General features: G+C 73.4%; 18 protein-coding genes. 10 read left to right on the forward strand and 8 right to left on the reverse strand.

The window, feature by feature from the left end; genetic code table 11:
* Window positions 1-9: 9 nt before the first annotated feature.
* Entirely contained in the window at window positions 10-1,038 is a 1,029-nt protein-coding gene (gene tdh / locus ACIA79_RS13925; RefSeq protein WP_399428457.1) for an L-threonine 3-dehydrogenase, read from the reverse strand.
* Window positions 1,039-1,179: 141 nt separating this feature from the next.
* Between tdh and ACIA79_RS13930 the strand changes: the two genes are divergently transcribed.
* Window positions 1,180-1,803, forward strand: coding sequence for a histone deacetylase (locus ACIA79_RS13930; RefSeq protein ID WP_399428458.1), 624 nt, complete (start codon window positions 1,180-1,182; stop codon window positions 1,801-1,803).
* A gap of 218 nt (window positions 1,804-2,021) precedes the next feature.
* Window positions 2,022-2,444, forward strand: a complete 423-nt coding sequence (locus ACIA79_RS13935) for a hypothetical protein (protein WP_399428459.1) — start codon at window positions 2,022-2,024, stop codon at window positions 2,442-2,444.
* Between the two features lie 135 nt (window positions 2,445-2,579).
* Here the strand turns inward: ACIA79_RS13935 and ACIA79_RS13940 are convergent, their stop codons facing one another.
* Both ACIA79_RS13940 and ACIA79_RS13945 read right to left on the reverse strand, forming a co-directional pair.
* The gene (locus ACIA79_RS13940) at window positions 2,580-3,164 is read right to left on the reverse strand and encodes a dihydrofolate reductase family protein (protein WP_399428460.1); all 585 of its coding nucleotides are present in this window, start codon (window positions 3,162-3,164) and stop codon (window positions 2,580-2,582) included.
* A 117-nt stretch (window positions 3,165-3,281) separates the two neighbouring features.
* Complete coding sequence (locus ACIA79_RS13945; protein WP_399428461.1) at window positions 3,282-4,118, reverse strand: helix-turn-helix domain-containing protein; 837 nt, start codon at window positions 4,116-4,118, stop codon at window positions 3,282-3,284.
* Window positions 4,119-4,222: 104 nt separating this feature from the next.
* Here ACIA79_RS13945 and ACIA79_RS13950 point away from each other — a divergent pair, with 104 nt between their 5' ends.
* On the forward strand, window positions 4,223-4,528 hold the full coding sequence (locus ACIA79_RS13950) for a 4a-hydroxytetrahydrobiopterin dehydratase (RefSeq protein WP_399428462.1): 306 nt from the start codon (window positions 4,223-4,225) through the stop codon (window positions 4,526-4,528).
* Between the two features lie 280 nt (window positions 4,529-4,808).
* Entirely contained in the window at window positions 4,809-5,189 is a 381-nt protein-coding gene (locus ACIA79_RS13955; RefSeq protein ID WP_399428637.1) for a WYL domain-containing protein, read from the forward strand.
* 71 nt (window positions 5,190-5,260) lie between these two features.
* On the opposite strand, the gene ACIA79_RS13960 is transcribed toward ACIA79_RS13955, so the two are convergent.
* Entirely contained in the window at window positions 5,261-6,103 is an 843-nt protein-coding gene (locus ACIA79_RS13960; RefSeq protein ID WP_399428463.1) for an NmrA family NAD(P)-binding protein, read from the reverse strand.
* Between the two features lie 81 nt (window positions 6,104-6,184).
* On the opposite strand from ACIA79_RS13960, the gene ACIA79_RS13965 reads away from it, so the two are divergent.
* Together ACIA79_RS13965 and ACIA79_RS13970 are read left to right on the forward strand one after the other, a co-directional pair.
* A complete protein-coding gene (locus ACIA79_RS13965) occupies window positions 6,185-7,156 on the forward strand; it encodes a cupin domain-containing protein (protein ID WP_399428464.1) in 972 nt (323 codons plus the stop codon).
* Between the two features lie 399 nt (window positions 7,157-7,555).
* Window positions 7,556-8,449: a class I SAM-dependent methyltransferase gene (locus tag ACIA79_RS13970; RefSeq protein WP_399428465.1), complete on the forward strand. Its 894-nt coding sequence runs from the start codon at window positions 7,556-7,558 to the stop codon at window positions 8,447-8,449.
* Between the two features lie 6 nt (window positions 8,450-8,455).
* Here the strand turns inward: ACIA79_RS13970 and ACIA79_RS13975 are convergent, their stop codons facing one another.
* Together ACIA79_RS13975 and ACIA79_RS13980 are read right to left on the reverse strand one after the other, a co-directional pair.
* A complete protein-coding gene (locus ACIA79_RS13975) occupies window positions 8,456-9,244 on the reverse strand; it encodes a TIGR03943 family putative permease subunit (RefSeq protein ID WP_399428467.1) in 789 nt (262 codons plus the stop codon).
* Window positions 9,241-10,227, reverse strand: a complete 987-nt coding sequence (locus tag ACIA79_RS13980; RefSeq protein WP_399428468.1) for a permease — start codon at window positions 10,225-10,227, stop codon at window positions 9,241-9,243. Before ACIA79_RS13980 ends, ACIA79_RS13975 begins: the two co-directional genes overlap by 4 nt.
* A gap of 145 nt (window positions 10,228-10,372) precedes the next feature.
* Here ACIA79_RS13980 and ACIA79_RS13985 point away from each other — a divergent pair, with 145 nt between their 5' ends.
* The 3 genes from ACIA79_RS13985 to ACIA79_RS13995 all read left to right on the forward strand — a co-directional run bounded on the left by ACIA79_RS13985 (window position 10,373) and on the right by ACIA79_RS13995 (window position 12,153).
* A complete protein-coding gene (locus ACIA79_RS13985; protein ID WP_399428469.1) occupies window positions 10,373-10,930 on the forward strand; it encodes a hypothetical protein in 558 nt (185 codons plus the stop codon).
* Window positions 10,931-10,950: 20 nt separating this feature from the next.
* Window positions 10,951-11,535 carry a hypothetical protein gene (locus ACIA79_RS13990; RefSeq protein WP_399428470.1) on the forward strand — a complete coding sequence of 195 codons (585 nt, stop codon included), beginning with the start codon at window positions 10,951-10,953 and terminating at the stop codon, window positions 11,533-11,535.
* 156 nt (window positions 11,536-11,691) lie between these two features.
* Window positions 11,692-12,153 (forward strand): hypothetical protein, encoded by a 462-nt coding sequence (locus ACIA79_RS13995; protein ID WP_399428471.1) that lies wholly within the window; start codon window positions 11,692-11,694, stop codon window positions 12,151-12,153.
* Between the two features lie 29 nt (window positions 12,154-12,182).
* Here the strand turns inward: ACIA79_RS13995 and ACIA79_RS14000 are convergent, their stop codons facing one another.
* A complete protein-coding gene (locus ACIA79_RS14000) occupies window positions 12,183-13,016 on the reverse strand; it encodes an aldo/keto reductase (protein WP_399428472.1) in 834 nt (277 codons plus the stop codon).
* A 97-nt stretch (window positions 13,017-13,113) separates the two neighbouring features.
* On the reverse strand, window positions 13,114-14,913 hold the full coding sequence (locus ACIA79_RS14005; protein ID WP_399428473.1) for an AMP-dependent synthetase/ligase: 1,800 nt from the start codon (window positions 14,911-14,913) through the stop codon (window positions 13,114-13,116).
* A 327-nt stretch (window positions 14,914-15,240) separates the two neighbouring features.
* Between ACIA79_RS14005 and ACIA79_RS14010 the strand changes: the two genes are divergently transcribed.
* Window positions 15,241-15,387, forward strand: a complete 147-nt coding sequence (locus ACIA79_RS14010) for a hypothetical protein (protein ID WP_399428474.1) — start codon at window positions 15,241-15,243, stop codon at window positions 15,385-15,387.
* Window positions 15,388-15,568 lie beyond the last annotated feature (181 nt).

Below are 15,568 nucleotides of genomic sequence, written 5' to 3' on the forward strand. Positions count from 1 at the left end.
AGCCGGGGATCAAGAGGTCCAGTCGAGGATGATCTTGCCGCTGCGGGCGGTGGCCGCCTCGTCGAACGCGGCGTCGAAGTCCTGGTAGCCGTAGCTGCCGGTGATCACGGGGCCGAGGTCGAGACCGCCCTCCAGCAGCACGGTCATCGCGTACCAGGTCTCGAACATCTCACGGCCGTAGATCCCCTTGATCGTGATCATCGAGGTGACGATCTTCGACCAGTCGACGGCGAACTCCTCGGAGGGCAAGCCCAGCATGGCGATCCGGCCGCCGTGCGTCATGTTCGCGACCATGTCGCGGACCGCCTCGGGTCGCCCGGACATCTCCAGTCCGATGTCGAACCCCTCGCGCAGCCCCAGCTGCCGCTGCGCCTCGCCGATGGTCGTCTCGGCGACGTTGACCGCCAGCGTCGCGCCGGCCTTTCGGGCCAGCTCCAGCCGCGGCTCGCTCACATCGGTGATCACCACGTTGCGGGCACCCGCGTGCCGGGCGACCGCGGCCGCCATGATCCCGATCGGCCCGGCGCCCGTGATCAGCACGTCCTCCCCGACGAGCGGGAAGGACAGCGCGGTGTGCACGGCGTTCCCGAACGGGTCGAAGATCGCGGCCACGTCCAGGTCCACCTTCGTACGGTGCACCCACACGTTCGTCGCGGGCAGCGCCACGTACTCGGCGAACGCCCCGTCCCGGCCCACGCCGAGACCGACCGTGGCCCGGCACAGGTGCCGGCGCCCCGCCAGGCAGTTGCGGCACTTGCCGCACACCAGGTGCCCCTCGCCGCTGACCAGGTCACCGACGGCGATGTCCCGCACGTCCGCTCCGACGGCCGCGACCTCGCCGACGAATTCGTGTCCGAGCACCAGCGGCGTGCGGATGGTCTGCCGGGCCCAGCCGTCCCACGACCGGATGTGCAGGTCCGTGCCGCAGATGCCGGTGCGCAGCACCCGGATCAGCACGTCCCCGGGCCCCGTCTCGGGCTCCGGCACATCCATGAGCCAGAGACCGGGCTCGGCCTTCTGCTTGACAAGCGCCTTCATAGGGTGCGGCTCCCGGGGAGGTACGGGTGGAGATCGTGAACGGTCACCAATCTGCCCAGGTCACGCCCATGGCGTCCATCGAGGTTTTCTTAAGCGGGTCAACAGCAGAACTTCACGCGCCACGCCCGTTACGGTCGCGGCATGACGACGCGGGTCTGGTACACGTCCTACGGCTCGAACATGCACGTCGACCGCCTGGCGTACTACCTGGTCGGCGGCTGCCCCCCGGACGCCGCGCGCACCTACCCCGGCTGCCGGGACCCGCGCCTGCCGGCCGCGTCCCGGCCGGTGGAGCTGCGCGGCGCCCTGTACTTCGCCACCGAGTCACCGGTGTGGACGGGCGGCCGCGCGTTCTACGACCCGGACGCCCCAGGGCGCGTCCTCGCCCGGGCGCACCTGGTGACCGCCGAGCAGTTCTCGGACATCGCCGCCCAGGAGATGTACCGCGAGCCGGGCCCCGGGACGGACCTCGACCTGACGGAGGTGCTGCGGGAGGGCCGCTCCGTACAGGGGGAGGGCCGCTACGAAACGCTGGTGTGCGCGGGCCGCCTCGACGGCCGTCCCCTCCTCACCTTCACGGCCCCCTGGGGCATGCACGACATCGCCTGGAACGCGCCGTCCGCCGGCTACGTCCGCCACCTCGCCGCCGGTCTCCTCGCCACCGGCGCCTGGGACGCCCCCACGGTCGCCGCCTACCTCTCCTCCTGCCCGGGCGCGTCCGGCCACTGGACCGCCCGCCGGATCCTGGACCTGATCGGCCCCTGAGGCCGCGAGCCCCCGGGGCGGGCGGTCCCGGGCGGGGCGGCGCGGCCCCGGCCGTCATTACCCCCGCGGTAATCGACCCGTGTCCACCCGTCCCGGCAGGGTGGTCCCACCGGAGCCCGGACGGAGCGCTCCCCCCGGACCGCGACCCCCGGGCCCCGGTCCCGCCCCGCACCTGCGGCGCGGGGAGCCCGACCACCTTCCACGGAGGCTGATCCGCCATGTCCCAGGCCCTGCTCGCCGGAATCTCGCGCACCACCGAGCCGCGGACCATGCTGCGCCGCTTCCTCGCCCTCGACGCCGTCGTCACCGGCGCGAACGGGCTGGCGTACGCCCTCGCCTCCGGCCCCCTCGGCCGGCTCCTCGGCGTCGACGCCCCGCTCCTGCTCGGACTGGGCGTCTTCCTCACCGCCTTCGCCGCCGGTGTCGGGTACCTCGCCTCCCGGCCGCAGCCGCCGGCCGCCGCGGTCACCCTGGTCGTCGACGCCAACGTGCTGTGGGCCGTGCTGAGCGTCGCCGCGCTCCTCGCGTGGCTGTCGCCGACCACAGCCGGGACGCTGTGGATCCCGATGCAGGCCGCCACCGTGGCCGGCTTCGCCGCCCTGCAGTGGACCGCCCTGCGGACGGCTGCGGCTCGCCGCTAGGGTCCTGCCGTCCGGCGTCACGAGCCCAGCAGGAGCCGGACGACAGGCCCCAGGTGCAGCGGCCCGGAGCGTGGCCGGCACGGTCGACCGGTGGACGGGCCGCCCGGCATGCCACCGCAAGGCCGGCCCCGCACGTCAACGTCCCTGAGAGGGGCCCCGGCGCGCCACCCGGTGGCGGAGGTACACGACCTTCGAGCCGAAGGTGCGGGTCTCCACGAGGTCGAGATCCACCCGGCGCGCGTGCTGGGGGAAGAACGGGATGCCACCGCCGACCAGCACCGGGTGGACCCTGGCCCGGTACTCGTCGATCAGGTCGAGCGCGGCGGCCTCGGCGGCGAGCGTCGCACCGCCGATGGCGATGTCGCCCTCCCCGGGCTCGGCCCGCAACCGCTCGATCTCCTCCGCCAGCCCGCCGGAGGCCAGACGGGCGTTACCACGCACCGCCGACAGCGTGGTCGAGAACACCACCTTCGGCAGCGGCTTCCAGAGCGCGGCCCATTCGAGCTCGGAGTCGTCGAGCGAGGGATCCTGGTCGGCGGTCTCCCAGTACAGCATCGTCTCGTACAGCCGCCGCCCCAGGAGGTGGACGCCGATGCCGCGCAGCTCGTCGGTGACGAAGCGGAAGACCTCGTCGCCGGGCGCCGTCCAGTGGAAGTCGCCGTCCGGCCCGACGATGTAGCCGTCGAGCGAGACGCCCATCGAATAGGTCACCCTGCGCATCGGAGATCCTCCTCGGCAACGGATTCGACCGTACGACCGCCGGACGCCGCAGGGCCTCGCGACGCGCGCGATCCTCTCCGGCTCTCCCCGCCCGGCGCCCGCCCGACGCGCGGACCGTCACGAAGGGCGAGGATCCTCGACAGCAGGACCCTGGAGGGACCGGAGGTACTCGACCGTGGCCGGGTCGGCCGGGAGCAGTGTCTCGATGGCCAGCTCGGCGACCGTCACGTCCATGGGCGTGTTGAACGTCGAGATCGACGACACGAACGACAGCACCCGCCCCTGGTGCTCGATCCGCAGCGGCAGGGCGAAGTACGGGTACGGCGTCGGGTCCTCGCGGTCCCCCGGGTCGCCGCCCGGCTCCGGCACCGGATACGCCGCGACCTCCTCGTACAGCCGCCGCAGCGGCTCCGAGCGGGCCAGGGCGATCTGGCGCTCCATCTGGGCCAGCAGGTGCCCGCGCCACTCCCGCAGGTTGCGGATCCTCGGGGCGAGGCCCTGCGGGTGCAGGGTGAGGCGCATGGCGTTCAGCGGCGGGGTCAGCAGGTGCTCCGGCAGCCCGTCCAGCAGCATCGTGATGCCCCGGTTGGCGGCCACCACCGTGTACGAGCCGTCCACGACGACCGCCGGGTACGGGTCGTACCCGGCCAGCAGCTGCTCGATCCCCTCCCGCAGGGCGCCCAGCGACGGGTCGTCCAGCGGCGTCTCGGCGTACCGGGGGGCGTAACCGGCCGCCAGCAGCAGGGCGTTGCGCTCCCGTACCGGGACGTCCAGGTGCTCCGCCAGCCGCAGGACCATCTCCTCGCTGGGCCGCGAGCGGCCCGTCTCGATGAACGAGATGTGCCGGGACGACGAGTCGGCGCGCAGCGCCAGCTCCAGCTGGCTCAGCCGTCGCCGCTCGCGCCAGCCGCGCAGCAGGGGCCCTACTCCGGTACCGGTGGCGACAGTTGTCATACCGCAGACGGTAACCCACGTGTTGACCACCGGTCCGGGGCGTCGGACCGTATCGTCACGGGCACGCCGTCAGTGTCCGTACCGACCCGGAGGGAGCACGGGACATGCCCACAGAGCCGCTGTCGCAGAAGGAGATCGAGGACCGGCTGCGCGAGCTGCCCGGCTGGTCCCAGGAGGGGGACCGCATCGCCCGCACCTACCGCCTCGGCACCCACTTCGCCGCGACCGCGCTGGTCGTGCACGTGGCACGGATCCAGGACGAGCTGGACCACCACTCCGATCTCACGCTCGGCTACAACACGGTGAACCTCACGGTGAACACCCACTCCGCGGGCGGCGCCATCACGGAGAAGGACTTCGAGCTCGCCGCCCGCGTGGAGTCCATCGCCCCCTCCCACGGCGCCGGCTGACCCCCCTGCCCCGGCGCCCGCCCGTCCGGACGACCCCGGGCCGTCCGCGCCCGGTCAGGCAGGGACGCCCGCCCCTGGTGAGGCCGGAAGCGAGTCGGCGAGGTAGGCGTCGAGGTCGGGGCGGTCCGGGGACAGCACGTGGCGGACCCAGGCGTCGCGTTCGTGGGCGAGCGGCGGCAGTTCGTGAACGCAGCCGATCCACGGCTTCTCCAGGCGTACGAAGTGGGCCTTCGGCCTGGCCGCCCACTGGCAGGCGTACCAGCGGGACTTCCACGCCCGGCTGCACCGGGACGAGGTGCTCGTCCGGCTCTCGCCCCGGGGCGTGACGCGGTTGACGGGCGCGGCCGCGCGAGCCGTCGCCGGGAGCGGCACGCCGGAGCCCGACGGCTGGACGCGCGCCCGCGTCCCGGTCGAGTCACCGGATGACGCCCACGCCCGGTTCCTCGCCCTCGGCGCCGACGCGGAGGTGCTGGAACCGCCGGAGCTCCGCGCCCGGCTGGCCCGCACCGCCCGCATGCTGGCGCAGCGGTACGGGGCCGGGTACACGGACGCGGACACGGACGGGGACGGGGGTGACCGCCGCGTCCCGCTCCGCTTGGACCCGCCGTCCGCGGGCGGCCGCGGAGGGGAGCGGGTGCGCCGCGCCCCGAGATGCTCCTGAGTGAGGGCCTTCGCCTCGAACGCCTCACGCCCGGAACGCTTACGTCCCGAACGTCTCGCGGCTCGCGGGCCCTACGTCCCGAACGCCCACGTCCCGAACGCCTCCCGCGCGAACGCGCCGAAGTCCCGCGGCTCGCGCCCCAGCACCCGCCGCACGCCGTCCGTCACCGACGCGTTGTGGCCGTCCAGCAGCATCGCGAACAGCGCCGCGAGCCATGCGGCCTCCGGCGCCGGCAACCCGTGGTCGCGCAGCATCCCGGCGTACTCCGCCTCCCTCACCGGTACGTACCGCACCTCGCGCCCCGCCGCCCGGGACAGGACGGCCGCCACCTCGGCGAAGGTCAGCGGCCGGGGCCCCGTCAGCTCGTGCACGAGGCCGTCGTGCCCGTTCTCCGTCAGCGCCGCGACGACCACGTCCGCCACGTCGTCCGCGTCGATGAACGGCTCCGCCGTGCCGCCCGCGGGAAACGCCACCTCACCGGCCGCCACGCCCTCCGCCATCGCGCCCTCGGTGAAGTTCTGCGCGAAGAACGCGGCCCGTACGACGGTGAGTCCGGGCCCCCACGCCGCCCGCAGCGCGTCCTCCGCCCCCACCGCCGCGGGCTCGCCCCGCCCGGACAGCAGCACCAGCCGCCGCACCCCGAGCTCCGCCGCCAGCCGCCCGAAGGCCCGCATCGCCTCGGGCGCGCCCGGCGCGGCCAGGTCCGGGTAGTACGCCACGTACGCCGCGTCCGCACCGCGCAGGGCGTCCGCCCAGGTAACGGGCGCCTCCCAGTCGAAGGCCGTCGTGCCGGTGCGCGACCCGGCCCGGACCGTCGCCCCCCGGGCCGCGAGGCGCTCCGCCACCCGGCGTCCGGTCTTGCCCGTCGCCGCCGTCACCAGCACCGTCCCCGTGTCCTGCGTCGTCGTTGTCATGACTCCAGGTTCAGGTGCAGCGCCTGGACTTCCCATGCGTGAAAGGCTCAATGCCATACGCGTACGTCTAAGCTCGCGGGCATGGACGCACTCGCCGGACTCCTCGACGGGCCACGGGCGCGTGGCGCCTTCCTCCTCCGCATGGTGATGGAGCCGCCGTGGTCGGTCTGCGTCGAGGACCGTGCGCCCCTGTGCCTGATGTGCGTCAGCGAGGGCGAGGCGTGGATCGTTCCCGAAGGCGCCGCCGCCCCGGTCCTGTTGCGCCCCGGCGACATCGCCATCGCCCGTGGCCCGGAGCCGTACACGGTCGCCGACGCGCCCGGCACCGCCCCGCACGCCCGCATCGGGCCCGGCGGCACCTGCCACACCCTCCGGGGCGAGCCGCTGGAGGAGAGCATGCGGCTGGGCGTGCGGACATGGGGCAACGCGCCCGACGGGCGGCACACCCTGCTCGTCGGGACGTACCAGCAGATGCGCGGCGAGGTCAGCCGCAGGCTCCTGGACGCCCTGCCACCGCTGCTGCACCTCTCCGCCGGCGCATGGAACTGCCCGGTGATGCCCGTGCTGGAGGAGGAGATCGGCCGGGACGAACCGGGCCAGAGCGTGGTCCTCGACCGCGTGCTGGACCTGCTGCTGATCGCCGTCCTGCGGGACTGGTTCGCCCGGCCCGACACCGCGGCCCCCGCGTGGTACCGGGCGATGGCGGACCCGGTCGTCGGCGCGGCGCTGCGGCTCATGCAGAACGACCCGGCCCACCCCTGGACGGTCGCCTCGCTCGCCGCGAAGGCGGGGGTGTCCCGGGCCGGGCTGGCGCGCCGCTTCACCGGACTGGTGGGGGAGCCGCCCATGACGCACCTCACCGGCTGGCGTCTCGCGCTCGCCGCGGATCTGCTGCACGAGACGGACGCGACGGTGGAGGCGGTGGCCCGGCAGGTCGGCTACAGCGGTTCGTTCGCGCTGAGTGCGGCCTTCAAGCGCGTCCGCGGCATCAGCCCGCAGGAACACCGCATGCGGGAACGCGGAACGCACGATCACCGGACGCCGGAACACTGAACGCAGGGACGCAGGGACGCAGGGACGCAGGGACGCAGGGACGCAGGGACGCAGGGACGCAGGGACGCAGGGACGCAGGGACGCAGGGACGCAGGGACGCACGGACGCACGGACGCACGGACGCACGGACGCACGGACGCACGGACGCACGGACGCAGGGACGCAGGGACGCAGGGACGCAGGGACGCAGGGACGCGGGGACGCACGGACGCGGGGACGCACGGACGCAGGGGACGCAGCAACCCGGCAACCCGGCAACGCGGCGGTCGGCGGCGCGCCGCACACCACCGCCGGCCGGGGGAGCGGCGCCCGTCGGGCCACCCCGCGTACGGCGTGCCCGTGTTGCGGAAACGGCAACAGAGCTCGCTCTCCCGGCCCGGCCCCCGCACGCTGTTCCCCATGAGCGCACACCACCACCATCACGGCCACCGGAGCACCGGCACCGACTCCGGCACCGACATCGACTGGAACGAGTTGCTGCCGCTGCTGGAGCGCGGCGCCGAGCTCCAGACCCCCCTGTACCGGCGGGTCACCGCCTGGCTCGGCGACCTCGTGCCGACGGCCGGCGTGCGCCGCGTCCTCGACGTCGGCAGCGGCCCGGGGGTGCTGTCGTGCCTGCTCGCCGAGGCCTTCCCGTACGCGGAGGTCGTCGCCGTGGACTCCGGTCCGGAGCTCCTGCAGCGCGCGCGGGACCGGGCCGCGTCTCTCGGCCTGACCCGCGTCACCACCCGGCACGCCGAACTCCCCGCCGACACCGCGGACCTGGGTCCGGCGGACGTCATCTGGGCGGCCGGCTCCCTGCACCACCTGGGCGATCAGCGCGCCGCCCTCGCCGCCCTCGCCGGCCTGCTGCGCCCCGGCGGCCTGCTCGTCCTCGTCGAGGGCGGCCTGCAGTCCCGCCACCTGCCGCAGCACACCGGTGTCGGGCGCCCCGGCCTGGAGGCCCGCATCGACGCGGCGAACGCCGACTGGTTCTCCGGGATGAGGGCCGCGCTGCCCGGCGCCAAGGAGGAGGTCGACGACTGGCGGACCCTGCTGACCGGGGCCGGTCTCACCCCGAGCGGTACGCGCTCCTTCCTCCACGACGTCCCGGCTCCGGTCACCGACGCCGTACGCGATTACGTCGTCTCCCACTTCACCTGGCAGCGCGACTCCCTCGGCGAGCGCCTCGCCGCCGACGACCGCGCCGCGCTGGACCGGCTCCTGGACCCGGCGGATCCGCGGAGCGTGCACCGGCGGCCGGATGTGTTCGTCCTCGGAGCCCGTACGGTCCACACGGCCCGCCGCGCCTGAGGGGCCTCAGAGCGGGGGAGCGGCGTCCTGGTACGGGTCGACCGGCTCCGGTATCCGCCGCACCGACCGCGCGTCGAGCGCCACGGCGTCGGTGGCCGTGCCCGAATCCCCGCCCGGGCGCCAGGTCCCCGTCACCGTCACCCACGTGTCGGCGGGCGGGGACGGCACGCCGTGGACGCGGACGCGCAGCCGCTGGGTGTCGGCCGCGCAACAGCTCACGACGAGCCGGGTCAGGTACCAGGCGCCCTTCCCCTCCCGCGGGGCGGGCGTGACGAACCCGGACATCAGGACGGTACGGCCGGCCAGGCTCCGCTCTCGGTCCTGCTGCACCCGGGCGATGAAGCCCGTGAGCGCGAGGGGCACGGGGTCCGCGTCCGGCAGGGGACGGAACTCCTCCACCGGAGCGATCGCGTTGTCCGACCCGCGCGAGGCGGTGTACGAGCCGAGGGCGGGCGGGGCGTACAGCAGCAGGGCGAGCACCGGCAGGAACAGCACCCACGCGACCCGCGGCCCGTCGCCGTGCCCGTGTCCATGTCCGTCCCCGTCCTCGTGCCCGTCCTCGTTCCCGTCCCCGCCGTCGTGCCCCGGCCCGTGAGCGCGCCGCCGGGACGCGAACGGCAGCCCGTCCCGTACGGCCCCCACGGCGCCGAGGACGAGCAGCAGCGCCCCGGAGGCGATCAGGAACGGCCGCAGCTCCTCCTTCACGTACCGCAGGTAGAGCCGGCTGAAGAGCGTGATGTGCAGGACGGCGGTTCCCGCGAGGAGCAGCAGCACCGCCTGGACGTGCCGTCTCACAGCAGCCACCATCCCGTCAGGCACGTGCACACCACGGCGACCACCGCGGTCGCGGCGGAGAACCGCATGGCGAAGGCGCGGCCGAACGTCCCCGCCTGAAGGGCGATCAGTTTCAGGTCGACCATGGGGCCCACCACCATGAAAGCCAGCCGGGCGGTGGGCGAGAAGCCGGTGAGCGACGCGGCGACGAAGGCGTCGGCCTCCGAGCAGACGGCGAGCACGACGGCGAGCGCCGCGAGGAAGAGCACCGACAGCCAGGGAGAGTCGGCGAACAGCTCCAGCACCGAGCGGGGGACGAGGACGTTGAAGGTGGCGGCCGCCATGGCGCCGACCACCAGGAAGCCCCCCGCGTGCAGGAAGTCGTGCTGGAAGCCGGTGCGGAACTCCTCCAGACGGCTGTGCCCGGCGCGGTGCCCGGTGTGCCGCGCGGGCATCCGGAGCCACTCCGCCCTGCCCCACTTCAGCCAGAGCCACCCCATCGCCGCCGCCGTCGCCAGGGAGGCGACGAGCCGGGCGGCGACCATCTGCGGCTGCCCCGGGAAGGCGACGGCGGTCGACACCAGGACCACGGGGTTCACCGCGGGGGCCGAGAGCAGAAAGGCGAACGCCGCCGCCGGAGTGACCCCGCGCCTGATGAGGCTGCCGGCGACCGGTACCGAGGCGCATTCGCAGCCCGGCAGGACCACGCCGGCCGCTCCGGCGACGGGCACCGCGAGCGCCGGGTTGCGCGGCAGGAGCCGGCTGAAGACGTGCGCGGGCACGAAGGCGTTCACCGCTCCCGACACCAGGGTGCCGAGCAGCAGGAACGGCAGCGCCTGCACGGTGAGCGCCACGCACACCGTCTGCCACGCCCGGAAGCCCGGATGGGTCAGGACGGGCAGCGCGAGCAGGGCGATCAGGAGCAGCGACACACCGCCCGTGAGGAGGACGGACGGCGGCGTCGCGCCGCGCGGGCGCTCGCGCGCGGAAGCGGTCGGCGTCATGGCGCCCCACCTTAACGGTGTGCGAATGACAATCATTTCATCGGATCGGTCGGTGTCGGTCCGGATCACGACGGCGGACCCGGGAAGGGGGGTGGATATACTTTTTAACCAGGGCATACCGGCCAAGAGTGAGGGGGTCGGTCCCATGTCAACAGGGACTCTCCTGGCGATCATCATCCCGGTCGTGGTGATCCTCGCCGTCGTGGCCGCAGCGGTCTTCATCGCCTCCCGCCGTCGGCACCTGCGCGAACGCTTCGGTCCGGAGTACGAACGGACCGTCGAGGACGCCGGCAGCAGGCGCGCCGCCGAGCGCGATCTGAGCGAGCGGGAGAAACGCCACGACGCGCTGGACATCAGGCCACTGCCGGACGACGCCCGGGACCGCTACTCCCGGGACTGGGCGAACGTGCAGGGCACATTCGTGGACCGCCCGGAGGACGCCGTACAGGACGCGGACCTCCTGGTGACGTCCCTCATGCGCGACCGCGGCTATCCGACCGAGGATCTCGACCAGCGACTGCGGGACCTCTCCGTCGAGCACGGCCGCACGATCGACCACTACCGCGCGGCGCACGAGGTCAACCAGCTGAGCATGAAACACCAGGCGACGACCGAGCAGTTGCGGGGGGCCATGGTGCACTACCGCGCCCTCTTCGACGAGTTGCTGTCCGACGGCGGGCAGGCTCGTCACGCCCGGGCCTGACGCCGGTGGGAGGAGGAGAGATGCAACGCGAGGACATGCCGGAACCCGTCGAACGCCGCCTGTCCACCGAGGACCTGGCGCGGCCCCGTGACACCGGCGCCGGGGAAGGCGAAGGGACCGCGATGACGGAACCGCCGTCGGAGCCGGCGTGGGAACCCGCTTCCGCGCCGGAGCCCGAGCCGGAGCCGGGGGCGGAGACCGGACGAGGGGCCGCACCCGAGCCGGAGCCCGGGCCGGGCGCCGGGGACGCGGCAGGGCCTGACGTCCCCGCCTACCCCGGTGAGAGCTCGCCGACCCCCTCCGCCGGCGGGGCGGAGTCCGACCAGCAGGAGGACGCGCCGCAGCTGCTCGACTCGGACGACCAGGACCGCTTCCGCGAGCGCTGGCAGTCGATCCAGAACGAGTTCGTCGACGATCCGCGCGAGGCCGTGCACAAGGCCGACGCCCTGGTCGCCGACGTCATGCAGCAGCTGGCGTCGAACTTCGCCGACCACAAGAGGGACCTGGAAGGTCAGTGGAACCGCGGTGAGGAGGCGAACACCGAGGACCTGCGGATGGCGCTGCACAAGTACCGGTCGTTCTTCAACCGTCTGCTCACCACCTGACGCGCGGCAGCGAGGCCCCCGGGGACCGTGGCATCGGGGCACCGGGACGCAGCCGCGTCACGACGCGCCCGGGCGCCCCGGGGACGGGCGGCCGTTGACCCGTCCCCATGGGCGCCGTACCGTGGACCGCCCATCCGGACCACAGACAGCGGGCGCATGATGGAACTCGACTCGGCTCCCCGCCGCCGGACCGCCGCTCTCGTCGGCTCGGTGCTCCTGGCCATGACCCTGCCGTTCACCCTTACCGCCTGCGGCGCGGATTCGGCCCCGGCCGCACAGCGGCCCGCCCAGCAGCCCGCCGCCGTGCGGCTGGCGTTCGACAGCACCCCCGTCGTCGCCGCGCTCGCCGGCCAGGCCGGGGCGGCGCAGCAAGCCGTTGCGCCCGGCACCGGCGACGAGGGCCGCGGCGTCTGCACCACCGACCCGGCCGACCGGGCGGCCTGCCGCAACCCGGACGGGCGGATCCACCCCGACGGCGGCGACGTGGACGGCGACGGCGTGTTCGAGGACCACGAGCCCGTGGGCCCCGGGTACCGGGACCCGCGCGCGTACGACGGCGGCAGGACCTCCGGCGAGACGCAGTGCGACTGGCTCCGCTCCCAGGGCATCGCCTGCTGAGCGGGCATCGCCCGCCGCGCCGAGGACGGTCAGCTGTAGTCGAACGTGGCCGGGTCCGGGCCCAGCCGCTTGCCCTCGTCGAGGGCCGCGAAGGCCGCCAGGTCGTCGGCGTCCAGCTCGAAGTCGAAGACGTCGATGTTCTCCTGGATCCGCGAGGGTGTCACGGACTTCGGGATCACCACGTTGCCGATCTGCAGGTGCCAGCGCAGCACCACCTGCGCCGGGGTGCGGTCGTGCTTGCGGGCGATGGCCACGACGGTGGGCACCTCCAGCAGGCCCTTGCCCTGCCCCAGCGGCGACCACGCCTCGGTGTGGATGTCGTGCCGGGCGTGGTACGCCCGGGACTCGGCCTGCTGGAGCTGCGGGTGCAGCTCGATCTGGTTGAGCACCGGCACGACCGAGGTCTCGCCGATGAGGCGCTCCAGGTGGTCCGGGAGGAAGTTGGAGACGCCGATCGCCCGGGCGCGGCCGTCCGCGTGGATCTTCTCGAAGGCCTTGTACGTGTCGACGTACAGGTCCTTGGAGGGCAGCGGCCAGTGGATCAGGTAGAGGTCGACGTAGTCGAGGCCGAGCCGGCCCAGCGAAGCGTCGAACGCCCGCAGCGTCGAGTCGTAGCCCTGCTCGCTGTTCCAGAGCTTGGTGGTGACGAAGAGCTCCTCGCGCGCGATGCCGGAGGCGGCGATGGCCTCGCCGGTGCCCTTCTCGTTCTCGTAGACCGCGGCGGTGTCGATGCTGCGGTAACCGGCGTCGAGGGCCGTGCCCACCGCCTTCGCCGCCTCGTCGTCGGGGACCTGCCAGACGCCGAAGCCGAGCTGCGGCATGGTGACGCCGTTGTTGAGGGTGATGGAGGGGACCTTGCTCACGAGCGGTCGATCCTTACGTCGTGTTCCTTGCGTACTCCGATGGTCAACGAGCACCTACCCCGACCTGTTCCCCGAGGCACCTATTGACCGTGGTCCGTCACCGGTACAGCGCGTCGACCTCGGCCGCGTACACCGTCTCGATCGCCTTGCGCTTCAGCTTCAGCGACGGTGTCAGCAGGCCGTGCTCCTCGGTGAACGGATGCGCCAGTATGCGGAACGTCCGGATGGACTCGGCCTGCGACACCGTCGTGTTCGCGGACACCACCGCCCGTCGTATCTCCATCTCCAGCGACGGGTCGCGCACCAGCTCGGCCGGCGGCAGGGGAGCCCGGTTCTGCATCGCCAGCCAGTGTGCGACCGCCTCCTGGTCGATGGTGACCAGCGCCGCGATGTACGGGCGGTCGTTGCCGACGACGATGCACTGCGCCACCAGGGGATGCGCCCGCACCCGCTCCTCCAGGGTGGCCGGGGCGACGCTCTTGCCGCCCGACGTCACCAGGATGTCCTTCTTCCGCCCGGTGATGGTCAGGTACCCCTCGGCGTCCAGTGCGCCGAGGTCGCCGGTGGCCAGCCAGCCGTCCTTGAGGACGGTGTCGGTCGCGGCGGGGTCGTTGAGGTAGCCGGAGAAGACATGCCCGCCGCGCAGCCAGATCTCGCCGTCGTCGGCGATGTGCACCGTCGTGCCCGGGATCGGCTGGCCCACGGTGCCGTACTTCGTGCGCTCGGGCGGGTTCGCGGTCGCGGCCGCCGACGACTCGGTCAGGCCGTACCCCTCGTACACCGTCACGCCCGCGCCCTCGAAGAACAGGCCGAGGCGCCGGGACATGGCCGAGCCGCCGGACATGGCGTGCCGCACCCGGCCGCCGAGGGCGTCGCGGACCTTGCCGTAGACGACCTTGTCGAAGAACTGGTGCTGCATGCGCAGCGCCGCGGACGGGCCGGGGCCGAGGCCGAACGCCTTGAGCTCCAGCGCCTCGGCGTAGCGCACCGCCACCTCGACCGCCTTGTCGAAGGGGCCCGCCTTGCCGGCCGCCTCCGCCGCGCGCCGCGCCGCGTGGAAGACCTTCTCGAAGATGTACGGCACGGCCAGGACGAACGTCGGCCGGAACGCCGCCAGGTCCGGCAGCAGCGCGCTCGCCGCCAGCACCGGCTGGTGCCCGATCTTCACCCGCTTGCGGATCGCCGACACCTCCACCATCCGCCCGAAGACGTGCGCGAGCGGCAGGAACAGCAGCGTCGACGCCTCGTCGCCCGGTTTGGAGCGGAACACCGTCTCCCAGCGGTCGACCAGGGTGTCCGCCTCGAACATGAAGTTGGCGTGGGTGAGGACGCAGCCCTTGGGGCGGCCGGTCGTCCCGGACGTGTAGATCACGGTGGCGACCGATTCCGGGGTGACCGCCCGCCGGTGGCGGTGCACGACCTCCTCGTCGATGTCCGCGCCCGCCGCCACCAGCTCGTCGACCGCGCCCGCGTCCAGCTGCCACAGCCGCTGGAGCCGCGGCAGCCGGTCGATCACCGAGCCGATGGTCATGGCGTCGTCCTCGTGCTCGACCACGCACGCGGTCACCTCGGCGTCGTACAGCATCCAGTGCACCTGGTCGGCGGAGGAGGTGGGGTAGACCGGCACCGGCTGGGCGCCCACCGTCCACAGCGCGAAGTCGAACAGCGTCCACTCGTAGCGCGTGCGGGACATGATCGCGACGCGGTCCCCGAACCGCACGCCCTGGGAGAGCAGCCCCTTCGCGAGCGCCAGTACCTCGTCGCGGAACTGTGCCGAGGTGACGTCGTGCCATTGCCCGTCCGCGCCCTTGCGGCCGAGCGCGACCCGGTCCGGGTCGTCCCGGGCATGGTCGAACACGGCGTCGGCCAGCCCGCCGACCAGGGGAGCTGTCGCCATGGGTGGGACGGTGAACTCGCGCAAGGGCCTGCTCCTTGTGACGCTCCGCACAGCGGAGGGTGACGGTACCCCACCGGCAGGCGCGGCGGGAGGTGCTTCGGGAAGCCCGCACATGACGCATCGTCACAGGTCAGACGCTCCGTGCCCGGCCACGGGGGGTGCGCGGCGAAGGATCCTGACTTACGAGTAAGGAGGGCGGAGGCGAATCTCCACCGAATCTGTACGCCGCGCACACGCGCGCCCACTCGTTTGGCATGGACACGTTAAGCGCCCCCTGGTCGCGGCGCTCGAGATCACATACATGCGCACTCGGGGGAACAGCACGTCATGCACAGCACCCGGGCGGCGCGGGGCATGACCCAGTCCGGCATGCTGATCCTCAACTGCCACCCGAGCTTCGCGACCCCCAGCGGCTACCAGAAGCATCCGGCGCTGGTCGACCACTGCGTCCTCACCGATTTCATCGACGACTGAACCGCCCGGTCCCGGAGCGGGCCAACCGTGCCGGACCGAGCCCCGTGCCGGACCCGGCGGGGGGCGGATCCGTCACGGGGGCGGATCCGGGCGGGGGGTGGACCGCGTCCGTACCGCCCGCCCGCCGGCGGGCCGGATCGCGACCCCACCGGCCGGGGGTGATCATCCCGGCGGCTACCGT

Source organism: Streptomyces sp. NPDC051310, assembly GCF_044455245.1.
Lineage (GTDB): Bacteria > Actinomycetota > Actinomycetes > Streptomycetales > Streptomycetaceae > Streptomyces.

Excerpts from the sequence above, each read along its gene's own strand:
- ACIA79_RS14005 (WP_399428473.1), bottom strand. The coding sequence starts at position 14,913 with ATGGCGACAGCTCCCCTGGTCGGCGGGCTGGCCGACGCCGTGTTCGAC.
- ACIA79_RS13945 (WP_399428461.1), bottom strand. The coding sequence starts at position 4,118 with ATGACAACTGTCGCCACCGGTACCGGAGTAGGGCCCCTGCTGCGCGGC.
- ACIA79_RS13940 (WP_399428460.1), bottom strand. The coding sequence starts at position 3,164 with ATGCGCAGGGTGACCTATTCGATGGGCGTCTCGCTCGACGGCTACATC.
- ACIA79_RS13980 (WP_399428468.1), bottom strand. The coding sequence starts at position 10,227 with ATGACGCCGACCGCTTCCGCGCGCGAGCGCCCGCGCGGCGCGACGCCG.
- ACIA79_RS13960 (WP_399428463.1), bottom strand. The coding sequence starts at position 6,103 with ATGACAACGACGACGCAGGACACGGGGACGGTGCTGGTGACGGCGGCG.
- ACIA79_RS13950 (WP_399428462.1), top strand. The coding sequence starts at position 4,223 with ATGCCCACAGAGCCGCTGTCGCAGAAGGAGATCGAGGACCGGCTGCGC.
- ACIA79_RS13990 (WP_399428470.1), top strand. The coding sequence starts at position 10,951 with ATGCAACGCGAGGACATGCCGGAACCCGTCGAACGCCGCCTGTCCACC.
- ACIA79_RS13930 (WP_399428458.1), top strand. The coding sequence starts at position 1,180 with ATGACGACGCGGGTCTGGTACACGTCCTACGGCTCGAACATGCACGTC.
- ACIA79_RS14010 (WP_399428474.1), top strand. The coding sequence starts at position 15,241 with ATGCACAGCACCCGGGCGGCGCGGGGCATGACCCAGTCCGGCATGCTG.
- ACIA79_RS13965 (WP_399428464.1), top strand. The coding sequence starts at position 6,185 with ATGGACGCACTCGCCGGACTCCTCGACGGGCCACGGGCGCGTGGCGCC.
- ACIA79_RS13970 (WP_399428465.1), top strand. The coding sequence starts at position 7,556 with ATGAGCGCACACCACCACCATCACGGCCACCGGAGCACCGGCACCGAC.
- ACIA79_RS13985 (WP_399428469.1), top strand. The coding sequence starts at position 10,373 with ATGTCAACAGGGACTCTCCTGGCGATCATCATCCCGGTCGTGGTGATC.
- ACIA79_RS13995 (WP_399428471.1), top strand. The coding sequence starts at position 11,692 with ATGATGGAACTCGACTCGGCTCCCCGCCGCCGGACCGCCGCTCTCGTC.
- ACIA79_RS13935 (WP_399428459.1), top strand. The coding sequence starts at position 2,022 with ATGTCCCAGGCCCTGCTCGCCGGAATCTCGCGCACCACCGAGCCGCGG.
- tdh (WP_399428457.1), bottom strand. The coding sequence starts at position 1,038 with ATGAAGGCGCTTGTCAAGCAGAAGGCCGAGCCCGGTCTCTGGCTCATG.